This window comes from Peribacillus sp. NPDC060253, from assembly GCF_042727425.1.
Taxonomy (GTDB): Bacteria; Bacillota; Bacilli; order Bacillales; family DSM-1321; genus Peribacillus.
The window spans coordinates 14,025-35,045 of the sequence record NZ_JBHXAS010000052.1; the positions used below are offsets into that span (position 1 = coordinate 14,025).

Consider the following 21,021-nt stretch of genomic DNA (forward strand, 5'->3'; position numbering starts at 1 on the left):
CTCGGGCTGTTTTCATTTCCGTTTAACGCCACCATTTTGCTTCCCCATTTTCGGGATAAGGATAAAAAACAAACAAACGACCGAAAGCGCTAATACGATACCGAGCAAAATCGTCAGGTCAAAATGAAGGGAAGGCTCTGTTTCTTCTCCGCTTCTCGTTCGAATGCCGACTTCTGAAAATAATCCAAGCTGGTCGGCTTTAGAAGCGATGGTATTATTATTTTTCTCCGTAATCGGGGAAAGAAACAGTGTGTCCTTAACTGATTCCATGACATCATATTTCCCTCTTTCAAAAGTAAGATCCTTTTGTTCTTCCGGCAGTCTCTGCTTCTGTTCCAGCAACCCTTCCTCATGAAAATACTCCGTCTGAATATCAATATCCTTTTCTTGATATTCATTGGGCTCCACCATGGGTTCCTCCTTGGCCACACCATGTGAAGTGTGGCTAAAGAACAAGATAACCAGAACGGGCATTACATATTTAATCCACTTCATGGGCCATTTCTCTTCTTTCCGTAAAACGCTTCACTATATATGGAATGATCGATCCGATTAACGTCAGGATGATCAAGATGACAATAGCCGGAATGAATGCCGACTGATCACCAAATTGAATGGACATGTATACGTCTGCAATCGGGTGGTCGACATTGAAGTTAGGCATGATTAAATCCAATAATGGAATGGTAAAGAAACTGATCAAACCGATCACCAGGACGGAACCGACAAATGGCCCAATGGAGAAGGCAAGTCGGGTGAACGCTGAGCAGAAGAATAAAAGCAGGACAGTGAAAACGGTCCACTTAATCTCCTGTATATCACCCAGTGGATAAATCTTCAAACCATACATGCTGATGATTAATCCCACGATCAGATTCAATAAAGTAAACAATGCCGCATGCACCATCGTTGTAATGGTTCCATAATGATGCAAGAAGAAACCGATCAATAATCCGGAAATGAGTATGATCACCAACATGACGATTGGCGGGATATTGACCTTTTCCTGATGAAGGACTTCCCCGCTGATTTGAACGGGATTCGCTAAATATTCGTACACATAACCGTTCTGCTGATCATCGACTAGAGTGTTATTCAAGACACTATATACATCCGTCTTGATTTTCACGGTTGAGTCTACATTTTGGGACCAATTATCATTAAGCTGATCGGCCCTTTCCTGTACGGACCCCACTTTCGCTTGCAGGTCGGCTGTATCCTTCGTAACCGTGTCTTGTCGTTCGGCAACAGAATTAACCAGCTCGGAAATGAAGCCGACCGTTTTTGCCGTATTATCTTGTAGGGATACGAACATTTCACCATCAAGGTTTACTGGTGGTTCGGGCTCCATTTCAGGAACCACCGTATGCTCAGACAAATTGGCAGACACCGCTTGAGCCCGTTCGGTAATGGCCGCCAGTTCTGCTAATGTGGCTTCCTGCCCTGATTTTACGTTTGCATCATATTCGTTCATATAACCTAAAATGGAATCGGAGAACATCCCAAAATTTTCATTGACTCCCGCTAAACTGGCTTTGACGAGTTTCGCTTCCTCATCTACGTTAACGGAAACCCCATTTTTCAAGTTTTCCAATTCTTTTATATTGGCTGCAAAAACCTTATCTATATTCGCTTCCGTGACTCTTTCAGCCAATTCACTATAAGATGACAGCGAGCCATAATAGGCAAGGAGGTCATTTGAATCGCGGTTCGTGATCGAATCATTAAAGACTTCGACTAATACTGCCCGCCTTTCTCCTCCCACTTTTTCAAGGAGTGCCTGTTCGAGGTTCTTGATCTCTGCTATGGACTCGTCGATGGTCATGCTCTGAATGTCCTGTAGCTTTTGAATATCCTCTTGCGACTTTTTCCATTGGTCGCCTAAATCCTTATAATTCGTGCCGAGTTTATTATAATCGTCTTGTAATTGCGTAAATTGTGCCAGCAGCTCAGTATATGAATCTACCAGTGTATTAAACTCCGTTATCACTTGATTATAATTTCCCGTTCTACCGTTCACCGTTCCGCTCAGATTATTGATTTCAGCTTGGAGTTCTGCTGTAAGAATGTTGATTTGTTCAGCAGTTCCTTCACTTCCCTCTGCCGGCACCAAACTTTCAAGTGCCGTGTTGATGCCATTGATTTGGTCCAGCAGTCCCTGTAGCGAAAGTTCATCGATTGGATCCTTCTTAGAAGGAGCGGCTCCCGATTCACCTTTTCCCGTTTCGGTTTCAATTTCCTCTATTGGTGCTGTACCACCATCTGTGACATCCTCCCCATCACCAGGGCTGCTTGCCAGGTTCCCTCGTTGTGCAAGCAATGTAGCCTGAAGTGTATCAAGACCAGCCTCTTCCGATTGTTTGATTTGTTCAATCGAGCTTTGTTGATCTTGGGTGATTTTCGAAATTTGTTCTACTTGTTTGTCTTTCACGTTTGTTGAAAACTCTTCTAATTCATTATTACTAGAATCAATTTTCTGCTGCATGCCCCCTACATTCTCATTAATGCCTTGGTCATTTAGACTGTATTTCGTATTCATCCCTTGCTGAATCTCTGGTACCGATTGGTTCCCCTCATTCAACACCTTGTCATATGATTGAACACTCTCCGTGATAAGTTGCTGATTTTGAGCCGAAGCCTCCGCAAAAAGGTCACTTTGAGCTTGTTGATATTCTTCAAAAGTAACGACATCCTTCACAAAGGAAGCCATTTGGGCTTTCGTGTTTCCTAGTTCACCCATTGTTTCATTACTCGTTTTCCCAGCATCCTTAGTTTGGGCGAAGACTCCTTCAAGCATGTCCTTATGTTGCTTGATTTCCCCGGCAAGACTTTCCGAGCTTGGAGTATAGAACTCATACATCGTGTTTTGAAAAGCGATTTCTTTGGCAAGGACATTATCGAACTTCTTACGGATATCCTCGACAGATTGGGAAACATAACTCCAATACTGCGTTGAAATGTGTTTATTCATCTTGCTCTTTGTTTTTTCTAATTCCTTTTGTACCTTTTCCATATTCTCAGCGTTCAAACTTGTTTGTACTTTGTACTTAATCCCCGCCTTGACTGGCTGTTCATCATCGAACGTATAAATATTCTCTGAAAAATCCGATGGGAAGTAAATAACGGCATCGTACTTTTGGTTTGCAAGTCCACTTTCCGCCGTACTTCGGTTAACCACAAACCAATCATATTCAGAATCCTTGTCCAATGTGGTAGCAAGCTCTGAACCGACGTAAATGGGGTTATTGTTAAATTCAGTCCCATTATCTTCATTGACAATGGCGATTTCACGCGAAGCCGTTTCCGTCTTTTTCATTGGATTTTGTCCAATATAAGAAAAAAACAGGATGGGCAGCGCTAAAATCACCAGTATTTTACCGATTAATAGAATCGGCTTTATTTTTTCAGACACTCTCTTGCACTCTCCTTCTATATTCACTTAGAGGAATTTGGATTTTACTTTCCTGACCGTTTAGTACAAAATATCCGTAACCAGGCTGAATTTCTTCTTCTTTTCTCGAATAGGAGAGCGTATACAAGCTTTGGTCCGACTTTTTAAGAAGCAAAACTGCCTGTCTGACTTGTTTCAATTCAGTTGTCAACGAATCATACCCTTTAGTGAAGTCATTTGCATTTCCAGCGACGATCAGACTAAACCCAAGATGACTGTACTGTTTCATCAAACCACTGATCCTATCTTGAATCCTGCCATCGATCGATTGTTGAAGCCTTGAAATACTATCAATGACAAAAATGATCGATGGGAATTCCATCTGCTTCATCGATTTCATTTCCAATGCCGCTAGATAACGTCGTTCACGATCCTCAAAGATGTCAGTGATATGATCGAGCCATTCGGTTATCTGATCTTTTGTCTCCACATAACGTACCGTCTCCATTGAAGCATATGAAGATAGGCCACGGTCAACTCCGTCAAATAAACCTATTTCCCCAATGGACTGTGTAAGCAGCGATTCCAAGAGTATTTTAAGGATATTCGTTTTCCCCTTACGTGACTGTCCGACGACAAGCAAGAATGGATTGGTATCCAACTCCACACAAACAGGTGTAACGCTTTCCTCTGAAAGCCCGATTGGTATGGAATCCTCCTTAATGGCTTTTGAGTAATATGTCTTGAAGGTGCCGGAATCAAGACGTGTCGGTAACATCGGAATGGCCGGCGGCTTAGCTAATTCTTTATATTGATCCTTATGCTTTGCAACAGCCTGTTTCATTTCATCCAAAACGGCTATATCATCCGCTCCATCGGCTGGTAAATAGACCTGCATGAGATAGGTTTGGTCCTTTTTCACCAACGCCCTACCCGGAACAGGTTCATTTTCATAAGGGGTTCTACCCAAGACTGAGTATTGTTCCGAGCTGTCCATTAAATAATGAACGACCTTCGTCTTAAGACTATTCATTAATGGCTGACGAATCGCATTGATTCTCGTTGCCGATAAAATCATGAATATCCCCAGTGATTGACCGTCACGTGCAAATTGAATGAACTGTGCTTCTTGGTCTTGCATCTCATCCTTCACTAAGTCAAAATTGTCGACTATGATATAAATAATCGGTAATTTTTCTTCCACTAACGCATTATAAAGCTTGATGTTACTAAGCTCTCTTTCTGAAAAAAGCTGCTTACGCCTTTCCATTTCCGCCTTCATGAATAACATGAATTTTTCAATTTTCCTTAACTCATCGAATCGGAAGTAATCCCCTGTATGAGGAAGCTGACGTAATGGCAGTAAAGCGCTATTCCCGAAATCAAAAATGTAATAATGGAGCTCTTCAGGAGTGAATTGGTCTGAAAAACTAAAGAGAAGGGTCAAAATGGTTGTTGACTTGCCATATCCGGAAGATCCAAAAATCCCAATATTCCCATCATCAATCCAGTTATAGACATAATTTGTCTGGCTCTGTAATTCGGGTTCATCCTTCATTCCCAGATGGAATTGATTCCTCGTAAGGCTTCTATCATCGCTTCTGGATAGACGATCTTGAAGAGGCGGAAGCCACGGGCTTGCCAACTTCGTAATTTTCATTTCGTGCTGCGTCGTCACAATTTGATCCGCCACAGCTTCAATTTCACTAATCTTTTCTTTCCTCTTATTAGTGATTTGTTCCGTAACATTTGAGATTTGAACGAGACCAAGGTCTGTGACAAGAGCCACTTCATCCTCGGATCCAACCGTATCTTCTAAATATGGAGCACCGCTCCACGCTGACTGGAACAGTTCATAAACCTCATTATTTCCTACTTGCAAATATCCCCGTCCGGTGACCGTAATATTTGCGGCATCACTATTCTTAAGAATTTCCTTACTATCATTGGCATCCTGCACCTTCAAGGAAATTTTAAAACGGGCATTACTCCAAATCTGGTTATCAATAACACCGCCTGGCTTTTGTGTAGCAAGAATTAAATGAACACCCAAGCTTCGTCCAATTCTCGCCGTACTGACTAATTCGCGGATGAATTCGGGTTCTTCGTTTTTAAGCTCGGCAAATTCATCTGATATCAAAAATAAATGCGGCAGCGGTTCATCCGCTTTGCCTTCTTTGTATAAATCCGTGTAATCATTGATGTGATTGACTTCATATCTGTCAAACATCCGCTGGCGTTTCTTCAATTCGCTATTGATGGAGGCTAGTGCCCTGGCACTGAAATTCTTGCTTCCCTCAATATTCGTAATGACTCCCAGCAGATGCGGAATCTGCCTGAAAGGCTGGGCCATTCCCCCACCTTTATAATCAATGAGCAAAAAGGCAACTTCATGAGGGTGATAATGAACGGCTAACGATAAGATGTAGGTTTGCAGTAGTTCACTTTTCCCCGATCCAGTCGTCCCAGCCACCAATCCATGCGGGCCATGTGCCTTTTCATGCAAGTTCAATTCAACCCTATCCGTTTTCCCTTTCAATCCAATGGGTACCGCCAAGGATTTGGAAGACTGATTGGTTCGCCAGTTACGGCTGATAGGCAGATCTTCCACTTCACGCGCTTTCAATAATTCCAGAAATGATACCGTTCCTGGTATCGAATTGTTCATGCCCTTTTGATGATCTAGTGAACGCAGCGTACGTGCATAGCGCTCATTGCCTTCTTTTGTATGGGTATCAAGTGTAAAAGGAGTATGAACAGCCTTCGTTTGCTGGATGAGAATCTCACCTTCGCGATCATTTATGTACTTCACAAGCGTATGGACATTTTCCGTCAAACTCTCTTTTGCATCTGCAGCAAAAATCGTCGAGATACCTAAATCGTCCGTTTTGCCTTCTAAATATTCCAGTATGACATGCTCCGCAATTAAATTACGATCCGTGACGATAAAGACGAAATGAGGGGTGAATCTCACTTTCCCTTTGTTTTCATCCAAATCCCTTTCCCTCAATAGCTGATAAATCGAAGTCAGTAGCTGGTCGCGGGATTGCTCATTGTAGATAAACCCTTTTGCATATGCATGCGGCAGTTGAAAATGAGGGAGCCATTTCATCCATTCCCATTCTTGGTAATCCTTTTCAGGAAAAATGGCCACAAATCGAACATCATGATAACTATGAAAAAAGGCCAGTTGTCCAATCAATTGCTGTAGCTCCCGTTTAACGATTGATTCTTTACCGACAAGACCCATGGACCCGCTTGATAAATCAATGGATAACGGAAGATCATCCAGGTTTTTATAAACATCGACAAGTTCCTGAGACTGCTCAAGTAAATCATCTATATCCCGATTGGACATATCGTTACTATTTACCGACACCTCATAGCTTGATGGTATAGTCGCCGTTCCGATCTTAAAGTGGAGAACGTCTTCACTTTCCAATGTTCGCTCCCAAATACGATCGCTGATACTATCGGTTAGATGCTTCATCCTTTCAAAAGAAGGGTAATGATAGAGCAATACATTCTTTTGCTTTTCTGACAGCTCTTGCAGTTCTTCCCTCTTCTGCTCTAGATACCGTGTATACACACGTTGACGTTTTTCTTCCCTGAATTTTTGCTTCTTTTTATCTTTAAAGTATTGTACCGACGAGGTTACTAAAGTCGTTGTGAACATCACAATCGATATGATGATGAAAATTCCCCGTGGCTGAACGATCGTGATGACCCCCATGACAATCAGCATCATTAATGGTGGCATAAGGATTAGCCATAACCCTCTATTATTATCCTCCGATTCTTGGCTCGGAAATGATATCGTCACTTTCTCATCCGGCAGTTCATAGATCATTCTTGGTGTTCGGCGATATTGTGGGTAGTTTTTTTTCATTTCAGAGATGGGCTTCTTCATTTTAGATAAGGATGTTTCATAACTTTCAGCACTATGAATCATCAATAAGTCGCCTTCAATCAACCTCAGCACCATATTCGGCCAGCAAATCAGATCGCCATTTTGAATGGGAAGTGTTTTCATTACCTTTTCACCGTTCAGGTAAAGCCTGCTTGTTGCATCTGGTTTGAGAAGCCACTGCCCTTTATGATGAACAAGGGAAAAGCCAGCGCCGGAAACGGATCCTTCTTTACGGAAAGTCGCTCCACGATTTGCCGATAGAGTGACTTCTTTCAAGTTCCCAATATAATAGAGGCTTTCTTCCACTTCCCCTGCTGTATAAAAAATCTCGACCGTTTCTTCTCCTTCATGAAAGGTGAAGCCTTGGAATGGCTTTACATCGCCAAGCTTCTTGTCCTCTCTAAACACCTCATATTCATCAAGCCCCTCATGTTTTTTCAGCTTGATAGGACCATGTTCAAAGGGAATGGAATAAACGGTGATCGTATCCTGTTTTGATGGCCCAATCGTAATTGGACCGCTATGATTATCCTTGATCGTATAGGATTGGTAGTTCCCCTTAGAATAAATCCATAATAAACTCATTAAATCTCACCTCCGCAAAAGGCCCATTGCTCACTCTTTGCTTTTCTCTTTTTCTTCAGATGATTTTTTTGAGGAATCCTTACTTTCTTCTTTCTCAGAAGCTGGTTCCTTTACTTCCTCTTCTTTTACAGCAGGCTGCTCTTGCTGCTCTTGCTGTTCCTCCATTTGCTTTTGCAATTCCTTTATTTCCTTTTCATATTGGGACAACTCTGTATCGATTTCTTTAATTTGCGTTTCCTTTTCTTCCCCTGAAAGGTTATCGTCTAGCTTAATCTGTTCTTTCTGGTTTACTAGTCCATACATAATCAATTCGCGATCCTCCATGATTCTCGCCAAATCGATTGCGTCCTCATTCATGCCCCTGCCTATATAAATCCAATATAGAAGATACTGACTATCGGTCTGCAAAGTGATGGCATTTTCTACATTCTTCTTCGGGACACCCTTCAACGGCTCATAAGTGACATAAGATCTTGCCAGTTCATATTGAACGACATACGGCATCTTTTTTGGATCATAGTTTTCCAAACGGTCAATGACTTCACTATATTTTTGTTTTAAGAAGCTTTCACCGCTCTCTACATAGGCATCCTGTCTTGGGTGGGAGAAGAATAATGTGTAACTCGTAAAGTACAGCAGTGGCACTAGAGCTATCACCGTTCCCCAAAGTGTGTAACGACCCGTTTTCCACTTCTTTTCTGGTATATGTACAAGGGCTTTGTCTTCCTTCTCTAAAGCAACTATCTGATTTTGAACGACCAAGGCAAGTTCATTCCAAGTCCCCGCTGCCAAAATGCTTTGTGATTCCTTCGATAGTTTTAGTGTTTTATGGTATAGCAAATACTCATCGAATGAATACTGCCCATCCACAAGAGCCGAAATCGTTGCCTTCGTTTCTTGAAATAACTCATCTTGATCTTGCTCATAAGGTGGCAAACTGTCTTTTACACCATAATGGAGAAAGTATGGGGCCAAGCTTGGATCAAAAACGAAATTCTCCGGACAGACGACTAGTTTAAGCCGAGTCAATTCATGATTTCTGATTTTCTTCAAGATTTGATAAGCCGACATCCATCGCCGCATCAGGTTTTTATCTTTAGCTTTAGAAAAATCAAAAAAAGAGGCTGGTGGATTTACTCTGATCTGCACCTCGTCCTCTGTCACTTCTATATGTTTCTTTAGAGCATCATCCGCTTCATGGATAAGCTGTAATTCCAATGGGTCCTGCATCGAAAGTTTTGCCCGTTGGAAAACGAACAAATGCCCATTATCATCCTTTACCATTGCGGCTTCTGTTTTTTTCTCCAGATATGAGGGTCTTTTCTCATCCATTCTATGTACTCCTTTACCCCTGCTAAAGGGCTTTAGACTTTTTTCCTATAACGAGTCCGCACTTAATCCACTAGAGGATCTCTAGGCGGTCCCCCGTCGTAATTCCGCTATCAAGCAGGGTATCATAACCTGAACATACGAACTCTTTATTCTGGACCCGCACCCAATAGCCTTCTTTAGGTGTACTGGCAATTTCCTTTACCTGCCATACTATCTCCACAACCTTCTTGATGGAGCGGTAATTAGACACTTGCAAGTCAAATACTTCCCCCGTATATCTCTTTAAATCGATCGTTAGTTGAATATATATGGAAACCACCTCTTTAATGCAAAAAAAAGCACCACGATCTTCATTAAGAGTCGCGGCGCTTTCCCTAGAAATTTCTATATCTCTTTGACCTAATGATTATCCGCGAATTTGACTAGCAATCTGATTATCTGTGTCTTCAAGGATTTGAGCTGATTTATTCAATTGTTGGGAAACTTCATTCAACAAGCGAGCCATGTCCATGAATGAAGGTTTTAACTCTTCGTACTGTCCTACGAATGCCTCACTGGAAGCACCTTCCCATATTCCAGTTAAATGATCTCTCATTTTATCTAAACGGCCAATGATATCCGTTACCTGTTGGCTCTCATTATCATATTGTCTAGCTACATCTTTCAGTTCCGAAGGTGTTACGCGAATTTGTGACATAGTAAAACTCCTCCTTTTATCTAATATAGTTACATTTTAATAGACCCATACAATTTCTGCCATATAAATAAGGGTAAAGTCGAAAAATGGTAAATTATGATTATGAAAAAAATCCTAATTATGGCATTATAAAAGTCTATGTACCTGTTTTTTTAAATCACTACACTCTTTTTTGTATAAATTTTAAATATTTTACTTTTTAATGGTAAAAAAAGTTCCTTGTACCCGATAATCCTGAAGCATTGCTCAAATATATGGTTTTGCTTAAAAATTATAGTGACTTTAGACTGGAATTAATCAAACGTTTGATTAATAGTTGAAAAAAGGGACGTCCTTTTTACAAAACAAATAAAATATATTTTGGCCTGACTCGGCTGTTTATCGTCCTACCTCGAATGTAATTCGTCCCCTGCCTTACTGACTTCAGCCTAGCAAGAATCGAACTAAAAGGAACAGGCTGCCACTCCCCAAAAGTGTTTGGAAAAGTGATAGCCTTTACTAATCCATGAATTTTAGCTATGTTGATTATTCAAAGGACACCTTACGTCTTCAAATTACCCGCTCTAAAAAGTGTTTCACAAACCGCTCACTTTCCACTTTCGTACAGACGCGAGTTCTGGATTCGCTATCCTGTTGACCGATGGTCCTGCCTGTCTCTTCGCCTTCGGTCACCACCTTGACGTTCATCCATTCCGTACTTACAAAACTAGAATCAACTGCAACCCCCACTGCAAGTGGATCATGAAGGGCGCAGCCGCCCAAGCCTGGATGGGAGGATTCATAAGCTTTCATATAAAAGTCGGTCATTTTGGCTAAAAAATGGGCGCTCTCCTTACCTGTAGCCCGCCATTCATCAAGCTTCGATTTCAATAGACATGTTTGCAGCGTCACATCTAGTCCCACTAGGGTGATTGACAGCCCGGATGAAAATACATAATCTGCTGCTTCAGGATCGGATACGATGTTCGCTTCAGCATAAGGCGTTACATTTCCTTGTACGTTTACAGCCCCTCCCATTATAACCACCTCTTTAACAAGGGACATGATTAGTGGTGCTTTTTTAATCGCCAAGGCGATGTTAGTCAGTGGCCCAACTGCAATGATCGTAATTTCATGCGGTCGGCTTTTCACTTGATCGATAATGAAATCCGATGCATTTCCTTGTGATGCTTTGATGGTTGGTTCAAACTGAAGGGTATTTCCTAACCCGTCCTCCCCATGAACATGCTTGGGATATTTCTTCTTTTCTCCGCGGACCAATGTTTGGTCGGCTCCTTCAAAAACCGGAATGTGCCTATTTAACTTCTCCAAAACAGCAAGAGTATTACGAGTCGATTCAACAACGGGTACGTTACCAAAGCAAGTCGTAAAACCCAGTACATCCAATTCTGGAGAATTTAATGCATAGGCCATTGCCAAGGCATCATCAATCCCTGTATCAACATCGAATATGATTGGTTTCAATAATTTCACACCTTCCAGAATAGCTTTTTGAGCCATTCATTCAATATTAATGGCCCTTCTCAATAGCCGCTCAATTTCTTATGTATCAAAGAACCCTTGTTTTCCATCTGAATTTTACCATTCAATTATAAGCAGTTCCACAGAAAGTTAGGAATACTCATAATTTCCAAACAAATGAAACATCCCAATGGCTCTTTTATCTTCTACTATAATAGAAATGGTTGACCACTTATAAATATCAATGATATAAAAAAGTGAAAAGACGAAGTTGTATCTTAGTAACGCCAAATTCCTTTTTAACTTGCTCAATGCCATCACTTACATTAGAGAGTGTTCTCCAAAGTTATGATTACATGCAGTTGACGAATTTATATCCAAGGTGGAAAAAGGATGAAAATGTTTAAGTTAATAAAAGATGATCTTTCTACGTACAAAAAGGGAACAAAATTCTTTTTAATATCACATTCAGAATTCATTGGTATGAAAAGTTATGTATTACTAGCTGAAGATTTGAAAGGAAAGATCGAAGTAACGGAAGAGGAATTGAAGAGTAAGTTCGTTTCCATACATTGATCAGTTCATAAAGCTGAAAAAAGCGAGGGAATTTCATTACTGAAATTCCCTCGCTTTTCTTATTTTAAGTCTTCAATTGAATCAATATCGACGTAATCTGGTACGACCAGTCCATTCTTTGTTCCTTTTAAGTTTGGTCCTAGGTCAACCATTTCATCTTTATACTTATTATAATATTCAAGATGTGTACCAGGAAGCCATGCAGCCACCATTGCGTCCGCACTTCCGTTTGCAACTCCGGCAAACATTGGTCCAACTTCAACTTGGCTTAATGTTACGTCATAACCATTCTGCTCCAAAACCTTGCCAATCACATTTGTACTGGCAATTTCAGTGTCCCATGCAACATAAACCAGTTTGATTTTTTGACCATTTCCTGATTCAGCACCTTTGGTCCATTTGGATACTTTGTCCTGATTTTCCTTTATCCATTTTTCTGCTGCTTCTGAAGGAGACTTGCCTTCAGAAACTTTGACCATTACATCTTCCATATCTTTAGTATCCCAAAAGAATTGATCAAGAATTTTATATGCACCAGGTGCATCTTGCTCGAGGCCTTTTCTGGCAATGGAATTGATATTTTCAGCACCGCCAAAGGATTCATTTGGATCCTCGAGATATTTCAAGTCATATTTCGAGAACATCCAATGCGGTGACCATCCTGTAACGACGATTGGTTCTTTTTTATCAAGCGCTTTTTTCAATTCAGCAACCATTGCCGCCGAAGACCCTTCAACCAACTTCCAATCATCCAGCTTATAATCCTCTATAGCCGTTTTAGTCAACTTCATCAATCCTGCTCCAGGCTCAATTCCGATGATTTCATAATTGGCTTTGGCAGCAAAACTATTTTTATCCCCGTTCACAGCCGTATCTTTTGTAAAAGCACTGAATAACGCAGTACCTACAACGAGTAACGCCAGTATTATAAAAATGATTTTCCTGCTAACGATATGTTCGTAAGCTGGTTTACGCAGATTTTGCGTGATACGATCGAGAATGATTGCAATGATTACGATGGATAAACCTGCTTCAAATCCTTGCCCAACATTTATTTGGCTGACAGCCCTGTAGACATCCGCCCCAAGTCCGGGTGCTCCAACCAATGAAGCTGTAACTACCATGGATAGTGCCAGCATGATGCTTTGATTAACACCTGCCATGATTGTTGGAGTAGCCAATGGTATTTGTACCTTGAATAACTTTTGGCTGCTGGTCGAACCAAAAGCATCCGATGCCTCGATCAAATCATTGGGCACTTCCTGAATCCCAAGATTGGTCATACGGATCGTTGGTGCGATTGCGAAAATGAATGACGCAATGATCCCCGGCACTACCCCTATTCCAAAGAATAATATCGAAGGAATCAAATAAACGAATGCAGGCATCGTTTGCATGAAATCCAAGATTGGGGTTACGATTTTGCGCACCGTTTTATTTTGGGCACACCATATTCCGATCGGTATCCCTATAAGGATGGTTAGGAATCCTGACAATATAACGATAGCCAGTGTTTGAATGCTCGATTCCCAATAACCAAGATTATCGATCAATAGTAAGCTAATGAAAGTAAATATCCCTAATGGCCATCTGCTTGTATAGGTAACCAGAAGGGTCAGGACGATAATTAACACAAGAGAAGGACCTGCACTCATTACATCGACCAGGATATCCAATAGACCTTCGATCACATTCGTAATAAGCGTAAATAATCCAGCAAATACAATTGTTATCCAATCCACTAAAGAATCGACCCAAGCTCCAAGTGGGATTTTTGGCATATTCATTGAATTATTCACTCTCCATTTCATTCAAGGAATCTTTATTTCCTGCCAAAGCACCGATAACGGCGCCGCGAAGAAGAATTCCTTTAATTCTTTTTTGATCATCAATGACTGAGATTGGCAAGCTTGACGTTGCCATCACATCCATTAGGTTTCCAAGTAATTCATCCTCTTTTACAGTTGGGATATCAGTTGTCATCACTTCAGAAATCGATTGGTTATTGCTCATTGCCTGACGTGCCTGTTCAGCAGTGACGGCACCCAATAACTTCTGCTTTCTATCCACAACAAAAATGCTTGAATACCCTTGTTTGCGCATGATTTCCAGTGCAACCCTCGGACCTCTGTCCACTGCGATTTTCTCTGGACGTATCATTACATGTGACGCTGTCAGTACTTTTGAAAGATCAACGTCCTCCACGAATTTCTCGACAAATTCATTGGCTGGATTCATCATGATTTGTTCAGGGGTTCCCAATTGAATCACACTTCCATCTTTCATCAGTGCGATTCTATCGCCTATTCTTAATGCTTCATCTAGATCATGGGTAATGAAAATGATCGTTTTTTTGTACTGATCTTGGATTTCAATCAGTTCATCCTGCATATCTTTACGTATCAATGGATCTAGAGCACTGAAGGCTTCATCCATCAATAGGATATCCGTATCACTTGCGAGTGCCCGGGCTAACCCAACCCTTTGCTGCATACCGCCGCTAAGCTGTGATGGCAGCTGATTTTCGTAGCCTTTCAATCCAACTGCCTCTAGAGCCTTCATCGCTTTTTCATGACGTTTTGTTGGATCTACTTTCTGGATTTCAAGCCCAAATTCAGCGTTTTCCAATATCGTTTTATGCGGAAATAAAGCAAAGTTCTGAAAGACCATGCTTATTTTCTTTTGTCTGACTTCCCTTAACCGGGCCGCGTTCATCTTCACGATATCTTCATCATCAATTAAGATTTCACCCAAAGTCGGATCAATCAAACGATTGAACATGCGGATTAAAGTCGATTTCCCGCTTCCTGAAAGACCCATGATGACAAAAATTTCACCGGGATAAATCTCGAAATTAACATTATTCACTCCGACCGTTTGTCCCGTTTCTTTCAAGATTTCTTTTTTCGTTTTACCTTGCATCAATAAATCTGTTGCTGCTTTTGGAGATTTGCCAAAAATTTTCGAGACATTTCTGACTTCTACATACGGCTTCATCAAGTCACCTCATTCTAATAGTTGCCCATATGATATTCAGTTTTGCTGAATTCCCCCGTTTTATGCGAGTGATGATTATTAATGCACAAGTACCTTGAACTAACTGAAATTAACAAAGCTATTCTATCCCTATACTTTTTCTTCAAAAAAAGCGGAAGTGACACATAACTAGACACAGGGCATAACGTGCATAGAAAAATAATCTATTTTTATTATTCCCAAGAAGTAATTCTTTACTTGGATTTTATATGTGTGATTAATTGAGCATTTCAAGTAGGAAAAAGAGGTGCAATCACAACTGAGGAAACTAGCAGGCAAAACATATACCAACTGTAATATAAACGATTTCCACTTAGAGTTTTTTGTCCAGATGATGGACTAAAGACTACCCTCTAAATTACTTCATTTCCTTAATCAGGTGGAATGATACTTGCAGTACAGCATGACACCAATACGCATAGAAAAATTGATTATGGGATTCCCATTTCAAGTAGGGAAAAGAGGTGCATAAAACTGAGGAAACTAACAGGCACAGTATATACCAACTGAAATATAATGGTTTTTTTATTTTTAGGTTTTGTTCATTCCCAGCATATGGGCTAAACCGTCATCCCTAAAGTACTTCATTACCTTAACAAAGAATGAATATAAATTCAAATGATGTGGGGCGGAATTCTCGCCTATACATGCAAAAATCACCTTCCAATTGAAAGGTTTCGACATCCAGTTAAAACGTTGATATGACAGCGTTTTAACAACCTATTAACCTAAAGGCCCATCTTCCATCATAAAATTTTTCAGTTTTTTTTTAACCCTAAATAATCCAAAATACGAAAAAAAACGTTTTTGGCCAAATAAAACATGTATTTTCTATACATTTCCCTCCCTGGAGAATCTGGTATTTTGTTCCCGAAACGGCAAAAAAACCTTGAAATGAACATTCTCATTTCAAGGTTCATAATTAATATTGAATTAATAGTATTGGGAAGCGTAAAGTTCGTTATGCATTCCGGTGTTCATCAAAATCAAATTGGCACTCCTCTAACGGAATTACTTTCGTTTTCTTAATGAACTTATAGCCAAGCCACATTGCCAGAAAAAATGGAATGCCAAGATAGGCAGCGATCACACCTGCCCAATTAATGTGATCTCCAATAAAGGCTTGATAGTTTTGCGCCATTAAAACGAAAAAACAAAGGGCAAAGGAAAATATCGGTCCGAAAGGAAACCATTTTGATCGATAGGGAAGATCGTTCAGTGAATACCCTTGAGAAATGTATGCTTTCCTAAATCGGTAATGGGTCGCCGCTATACCGAGCCAGAATATAAATCCAGTGACTCCAACTGCATTCATCAGCCAAAGATAAATGACTCCATCACCGAAAATAGAAGCAAAAAACGCCAACATCCCTACAAGTGAAGTCACAATCAATCCCCAAATAGGAACGCCGCGCTTGTTAAGCTTTCCAAAAATACGCGGTGCCAGCCCTTCGTTTGCCATCGAGTACAACATTCGGCTTGTCACGTAAAGACTCGAATTACCTGCGGATAATACGGCCGTTAAGATGATGGCATTCATCACGGAAGCTGCAAAGGCCAGTCCCACTTTTTCAAATACCATCGTAAACGGGCTAACCATGATCGTGTGCCCCTGCAGACTTCCATTCGTATAAGGAATGATCAAACCAATAACAATGATCGCCAGGATATAGAAAAGGAAAATCCTCCAAAAGATGCTGCGAACTGCACGTGGTACATTCTTTGCTGGGTCTTCACTTTCACCGGCTGCAACACCGACTATTTCTGTTCCTTGAAAAGAAAAACCAGCGGCTATGAAAATACCCAATGTTGCCAAAAATCCACCGGCAAACGGAGCGTCACCCACCGTGAAGTTTTTAAAACCAATCGCCTCTCCGTTCATGATGCCGAATATCATCAATATACCGACAACGATAAAAATGATGATGGTTGCCACTTTAATGAGCGAAAACCAATATTCCCCTTCTCCGTACCCTTTAACGGATACGTAATTCAACAAGAATATCAAAACTAAAAACAAAGAACTCCATAAAAACGACGGACTGTTAGGAAACCAAAACTTCATAACCATCGTTGCGGCAGATAGCTCCGCGGCAAGTGTCATCGCCCAAGTGAACCAATAGTTCCAGCCAAGTGCAAAACCCAGTGCTGGATCGATAAATCGCGTGGCGTATGTACTGAAAGCTCCGCTGACTGGCATAAATGAAGCTAGTTCCCCAAGACTTGTCATAATAAAATAAACCATGATGCCAATTACGGTATAAGCGACCAAAGCCCCGCCAGGTCCTGCAGAGTGAATGGCCGGTCCGCTCCCGAGGAAGAGTCCTGTTCCAATCGCCCCGCCCAAAGATATCATCGTCAGATGGCGCGCTTTTAGTTTTCTTTGTAAAGAATTTGACGGCTCGTTTTGTTCATTTTCAGCAGGCGGTTGCAATTGCCGATTCTCCAAATTAGATTCCCCTCCAAAAATGCATATTTAATCTAGCACGAATAAAGCAAAGTCGATCATTCTCTCAATAGTTTACTTCTTCTATTTCAAGGTCATTTTCTCTTTATGCTGAGACCTTTTTTGGATATAGGAATCTATATAGCATTTACGTAACTATGTTAGGCTTAAATACCCAAGACAAGGGGCATATAAGCCTAACGAATATTAAAAGGAATCGACGGCCTTTAAAAAAACTTATATTCAGCACTTCTTATTATGTCGTAGGTAAGCTTCCATGAATAAATGAATTCCAATCGATTTGATGTAACCAACTCGCCGCTGCTTCAATGTCTTTTGAAAAAATACGATCTTGCGTAATGCTTGGAATAAGCTTTCTTGCTTCCGTATAAAACTCTTTTGTAAATGGAGCCATCTTTTCAATCCCACGGTATTCCACTGCCTGCAAGGCACAAATGAGCTCAATCGCCAAAACGCGTCGAACATTTTGAATGATTTGATGGGCGTGTCTGGACCCAATCGTCCCCATGCTTACATGATCTTCCTGGTTCGCTGAAGATGGAATGGAATCCACACTTGCTGGATGTGCGAGTGTTTTATTTTCAGAGACGAGTGAAGCTGCACAATATTGCATGATCATCGCTCCGGACTGCAAGCCAGGCGAAGGACTTAAGAATGGCGGTAAATCATTCAGCTGAGGATTGACCAGTCGCTCAATGCGGCGCTCTGAAATATTCGCAAGCTCGGCAACAGCGATTTTCATGAAGTCCATCGCAAATGCAATCGGCTGGCCATGGAAGTTGCCCCCTGAAATAACCTTTTCACCATCATCAAAAATAAGCGGATTATCCGTCGCAGCATTCATTTCGATTTCCAATTTTTCTTTTACATAATCGAGAGTTTGCCATGAGGCCCCATGCACTTGCGGAATGCACCGAAGGGAATACGCATCCTGTACCCGCAGTTCCCCTTGCTTGGTAATGAGCTGGCTGCCGTTGATCATGCGACGAATCCGTTCAGCGACCTCCGTTTGCTGGCGGTAACCGCGTGCTAGATGAACATCCGCATCAAAAGCGTCTTCAATGCCGCGTAACCCTTCTAACGTCAGTGAAGCAATCGCCTCCGTTTGATGGGCCAGCTGTTCGGCTTCAATGTAATTGACGAGTCCCATCCCTGTCATGGCCTGCGTACCATTAATTAAGGCAAGACCTTCTTTTGCTTTAAGTGTCACTGGAAGAATGCCTTCTTTCGATAAAGCGATGATGGCCTCCATTCGCTCCCCTTTATAGAACACTTCCCCTTCTCCCATCAATACTAGCGCCAAATGAGAAAGAGGCGCCAAGTCCCCACTAGCCCCGAGAGAACCTTGCTGAGGGATGACCGGATGAATCTGAGCATTCAAAAGGTCGATCAAACGTTCAATGACAACCGGACGAACGCCGGAAAACCCTTTTAATAGCGCATTGGCACGGAGAAGAACCATAGCTCTCGATACCACCTCAGGAAACGGTTCACCTACTCCGCATGCATGGGAATGAATCAAATTCCACTGAAGTTGCTCTGCGTCCTCTGCATCGATCAACACATCGCTGAACTTCCCGAATCCTGTTGTAATACCGTAGACGACTTTCTTTTGTTTCACGATATTCTCAACCGCTTCCCGGCTTTTTTCCACTTTTTTAACACTCTCGGCTGAAGCCGTGACAAATGCTTCCCCATACAATACTTTTTTCGCTTCTTCAATCGTTAAAGACTGGCCCGTTAACATAATCATTTCCTGCACCCCTATTCTTTTTTTAAACAAACAAAAGGAGGCCGTATTGACAGACTTATCCAGTCTTTCAATACAGCCCCCTATTTCACTAAATAACTATAGGCTTTTAATTATTCAAATGTGGTTAATTCCCAAGCCAACCGCTTCATGTTCAAATCCCCGAACCGGTGCCCCAATCGTTCCATAAACGGCAACAGCAATCCATTCACCTTCGTCCCCGTTTTTAAACGGCCTGCCACGAACGATTGCAAACCGAAGGCCTGCCGTCCTCAATAGACCGCCAAGCTCGACTTGGCCGCGTGTCACTCCTTGGAGTGCCTCGAGAATCGCATGATACAGCGCATGCATTTCACGATAAGTATCGGGATTGACTAATCCCAATCTTTTCGCTGATGTCTCAATGGCCGCAACTACTTTCTGCAGCTCCATTGAACCGACTTTACCTTTTCCATAAAGCCAATTCATACGCTTTAATTCGGTTGTTAATATGACTTCTTCCTCTTCGTCCGCAAACGCGTACATGATTGCATGGCGCCCGATTCTTCTGTCGAATTCCTTTGTCATGCGGTACCTCTTTTACAATTTTCTAAATACACTAATAACTAAATATTATTGTAAGCGGATACAAGCTGTTTGGTCAACATATTTTTTAATATTTCTTTTTAAGGCTTGTCTATCACCCCCGATGCCTGTATATCTTTTTTTTAAAAAACGGGACTAATAAAAAAAAAACATTCTCCTTAGAGTACTGAAAAATGGCTTTTTTCCTTATTTTAAATGTTTTTCACGAGTAAGTAGATAAAATACGGCGCTCCTAAAATCGAAATGATAATCCCAACTGGCAATTCCATTGGGGCCATGATGACTCGTCCCAATGTATCGGCAGATAACAGCAATAATGAACCTAAGATTGCAGTGAGTGGTAATAGTTTTGCATGTCTTGCCCCCACTAATCTCCTGGCTATATGCGGTGCGATCAAACCTAAAAACGAAATGCCTCCGCCCACCGAAACGCATACACCAGCCAATGCGACTGAAATCATCAATAAAAGCCTACGTTCTTTTTCTACCTGTACACCTACTCCAATGGCAATCGAGTCGCCTAAGCGCAAGACATCCAATACCTTTGATTTATAAATCGATATCCGGAACTACAAATTGACTTCATTAAGAAAACAGATCGGTATCGTACAACAAGATGTCTTTTTATTTGATGGAACGATTCGGGATAACATCATGTATGGCAATTCCGAGGCAACCGAAGCCCAATTGAACCAAGCCATCGAAGATGCTCAATTAAATGACTTGATCGAACAATTGCCCGAAGGCTTGGATACGTTGATTGGGGAACGTGGAGTGAAATTATCAGGCGGGCAAAAGCAGTGTGTCTCGATTGCCCGTATATTCCTGAAGAATCCACCGATATTAATACTCGATGAAGCCACTTCCGCACTAGATACCGAGACCGAAAAAGCAGTTCAGAAAGCATTGGAACGACTCTCGATAAATCGGACTACACTTGTCATTGCACATAGATTAGCGACAATTAAACATGCCGACCGCATCATCGTTGTACAAAATGGGGAAATCATCGAACAAGGTGCCCATGATAATTTGCTACATCAAGACGGAGCATATAAAAATCTGATCCTTGCCCAAACTGTTTAGATTAAAGCTTGGCTTAAAGAAATCCAGACATTCTGCCATAATCGATTACAAATCGAGTAGGAGGAGGCGCCTAGCCTCCGACCTCTCACACCACCGTACGTACCGTTCGGTATACGGCGGTTCAGTTTAAGTCTGACGTAGTTTT

The 21,021-nt window shown here is 41.4% G+C and carries 13 protein-coding genes and 2 pseudogenes; 2 read left to right on the forward strand and 13 right to left on the reverse strand.

Features of this window, described 5'->3' with window-relative positions; genetic code table 11:
* Positions 1 to 12: 12 nt before the first annotated feature.
* The 7 genes from essA to ACFWE9_RS14770 form a co-directional block, all read right to left on the reverse strand.
* The gene (gene essA, locus ACFWE9_RS14740; protein ID WP_230161782.1) at positions 13 to 495 is read right to left on the reverse strand and encodes a type VII secretion protein EssA; all 483 of its coding nucleotides are present in this window, start codon (positions 493 to 495) and stop codon (positions 13 to 15) included.
* Positions 482 to 3,412, reverse strand: a complete 2,931-nt coding sequence (gene esaA / locus ACFWE9_RS14745; protein ID WP_377357403.1) for a type VII secretion protein EsaA — start codon at positions 3,410 to 3,412, stop codon at positions 482 to 484. The genes essA and esaA overlap by 14 nt, the downstream gene beginning before the upstream one ends.
* A complete protein-coding gene (essC, locus tag ACFWE9_RS14750; protein ID WP_377357404.1) occupies positions 3,405 to 7,886 on the reverse strand; it encodes a type VII secretion protein EssC in 4,482 nt (1,493 codons plus the stop codon). The genes esaA and essC overlap by 8 nt, the downstream gene beginning before the upstream one ends.
* A 30-nt stretch (positions 7,887 to 7,916) precedes the next feature.
* Positions 7,917 to 9,218 carry a type VII secretion protein EssB gene (gene essB, locus ACFWE9_RS14755; protein ID WP_377357406.1) on the reverse strand — a complete coding sequence of 434 codons (1,302 nt, stop codon included), beginning with the start codon at positions 9,216 to 9,218 and terminating at the stop codon, positions 7,917 to 7,919.
* A gap of 70 nt (positions 9,219 to 9,288) precedes the next feature.
* Entirely contained in the window at positions 9,289 to 9,528 is a 240-nt protein-coding gene (yukD, locus tag ACFWE9_RS14760; protein WP_377357412.1) for an ESX secretion system protein YukD, read from the reverse strand.
* Positions 9,529 to 9,624: 96 nt separating this feature from the next.
* The gene (locus ACFWE9_RS14765; protein WP_230161790.1) at positions 9,625 to 9,915 is read right to left on the reverse strand and encodes a WXG100 family type VII secretion target; all 291 of its coding nucleotides are present in this window, start codon (positions 9,913 to 9,915) and stop codon (positions 9,625 to 9,627) included.
* A gap of 549 nt (positions 9,916 to 10,464) precedes the next feature.
* Positions 10,465 to 11,379 carry a nucleoside hydrolase gene (locus ACFWE9_RS14770; protein WP_377357409.1) on the reverse strand — a complete coding sequence of 305 codons (915 nt, stop codon included), beginning with the start codon at positions 11,377 to 11,379 and terminating at the stop codon, positions 10,465 to 10,467.
* A 390-nt stretch (positions 11,380 to 11,769) separates the two neighbouring features.
* Between ACFWE9_RS14770 and ACFWE9_RS14775 the strand changes: the two genes are divergently transcribed.
* Positions 11,770 to 11,952: a hypothetical protein gene (locus tag ACFWE9_RS14775; RefSeq protein WP_230161794.1), complete on the forward strand. Its 183-nt coding sequence runs from the start codon at positions 11,770 to 11,772 to the stop codon at positions 11,950 to 11,952.
* A gap of 59 nt (positions 11,953 to 12,011) precedes the next feature.
* Here the strand turns inward: ACFWE9_RS14775 and ACFWE9_RS14780 are convergent, their stop codons facing one another.
* From ACFWE9_RS14780 to ACFWE9_RS14805, 6 genes and pseudogenes are all read right to left on the reverse strand, one after another.
* Positions 12,012 to 13,739 carry a glycine betaine ABC transporter substrate-binding protein gene (locus tag ACFWE9_RS14780; RefSeq protein ID WP_230161795.1) on the reverse strand — a complete coding sequence of 576 codons (1,728 nt, stop codon included), beginning with the start codon at positions 13,737 to 13,739 and terminating at the stop codon, positions 12,012 to 12,014.
* Positions 13,740 to 13,743: 4 nt separating this feature from the next.
* Complete coding sequence (locus ACFWE9_RS14785; protein WP_230161797.1) at positions 13,744 to 14,949, reverse strand: quaternary amine ABC transporter ATP-binding protein; 1,206 nt, start codon at positions 14,947 to 14,949, stop codon at positions 13,744 to 13,746.
* Between the two features lie 1,000 nt (positions 14,950 to 15,949).
* Positions 15,950 to 17,344 carry an amino acid permease gene (locus tag ACFWE9_RS14790; RefSeq protein WP_230161856.1) on the reverse strand — a complete coding sequence of 465 codons (1,395 nt, stop codon included), beginning with the start codon at positions 17,342 to 17,344 and terminating at the stop codon, positions 15,950 to 15,952.
* 346 nt (positions 17,345 to 17,690) lie between these two features.
* Positions 17,691 to 19,208: a histidine ammonia-lyase gene (gene hutH / locus ACFWE9_RS14795; RefSeq protein WP_230161799.1), complete on the reverse strand. Its 1,518-nt coding sequence runs from the start codon at positions 19,206 to 19,208 to the stop codon at positions 17,691 to 17,693.
* Positions 19,209 to 19,322: 114 nt separating this feature from the next.
* Positions 19,323 to 19,772 (reverse strand): histidine utilization transcription antiterminator HutP, encoded by a 450-nt coding sequence (hutP, locus tag ACFWE9_RS14800; RefSeq protein WP_230161801.1) that lies wholly within the window; start codon positions 19,770 to 19,772, stop codon positions 19,323 to 19,325.
* A gap of 209 nt (positions 19,773 to 19,981) precedes the next feature.
* Positions 19,982 to 20,350 (reverse strand): annotated as a pseudogene (locus tag ACFWE9_RS14805) (FecCD family ABC transporter permease); the annotation flags it as partial.
* Here ACFWE9_RS14805 and ACFWE9_RS14810 point away from each other — a divergent pair.
* A pseudogene (locus ACFWE9_RS14810) lies at positions 20,346 to 20,876 on the forward strand (ABC transporter ATP-binding protein); the annotation flags it as partial. The pseudogenes ACFWE9_RS14805 and ACFWE9_RS14810 overlap by 5 nt on opposite strands.
* Positions 20,877 to 21,021 lie beyond the last annotated feature (145 nt).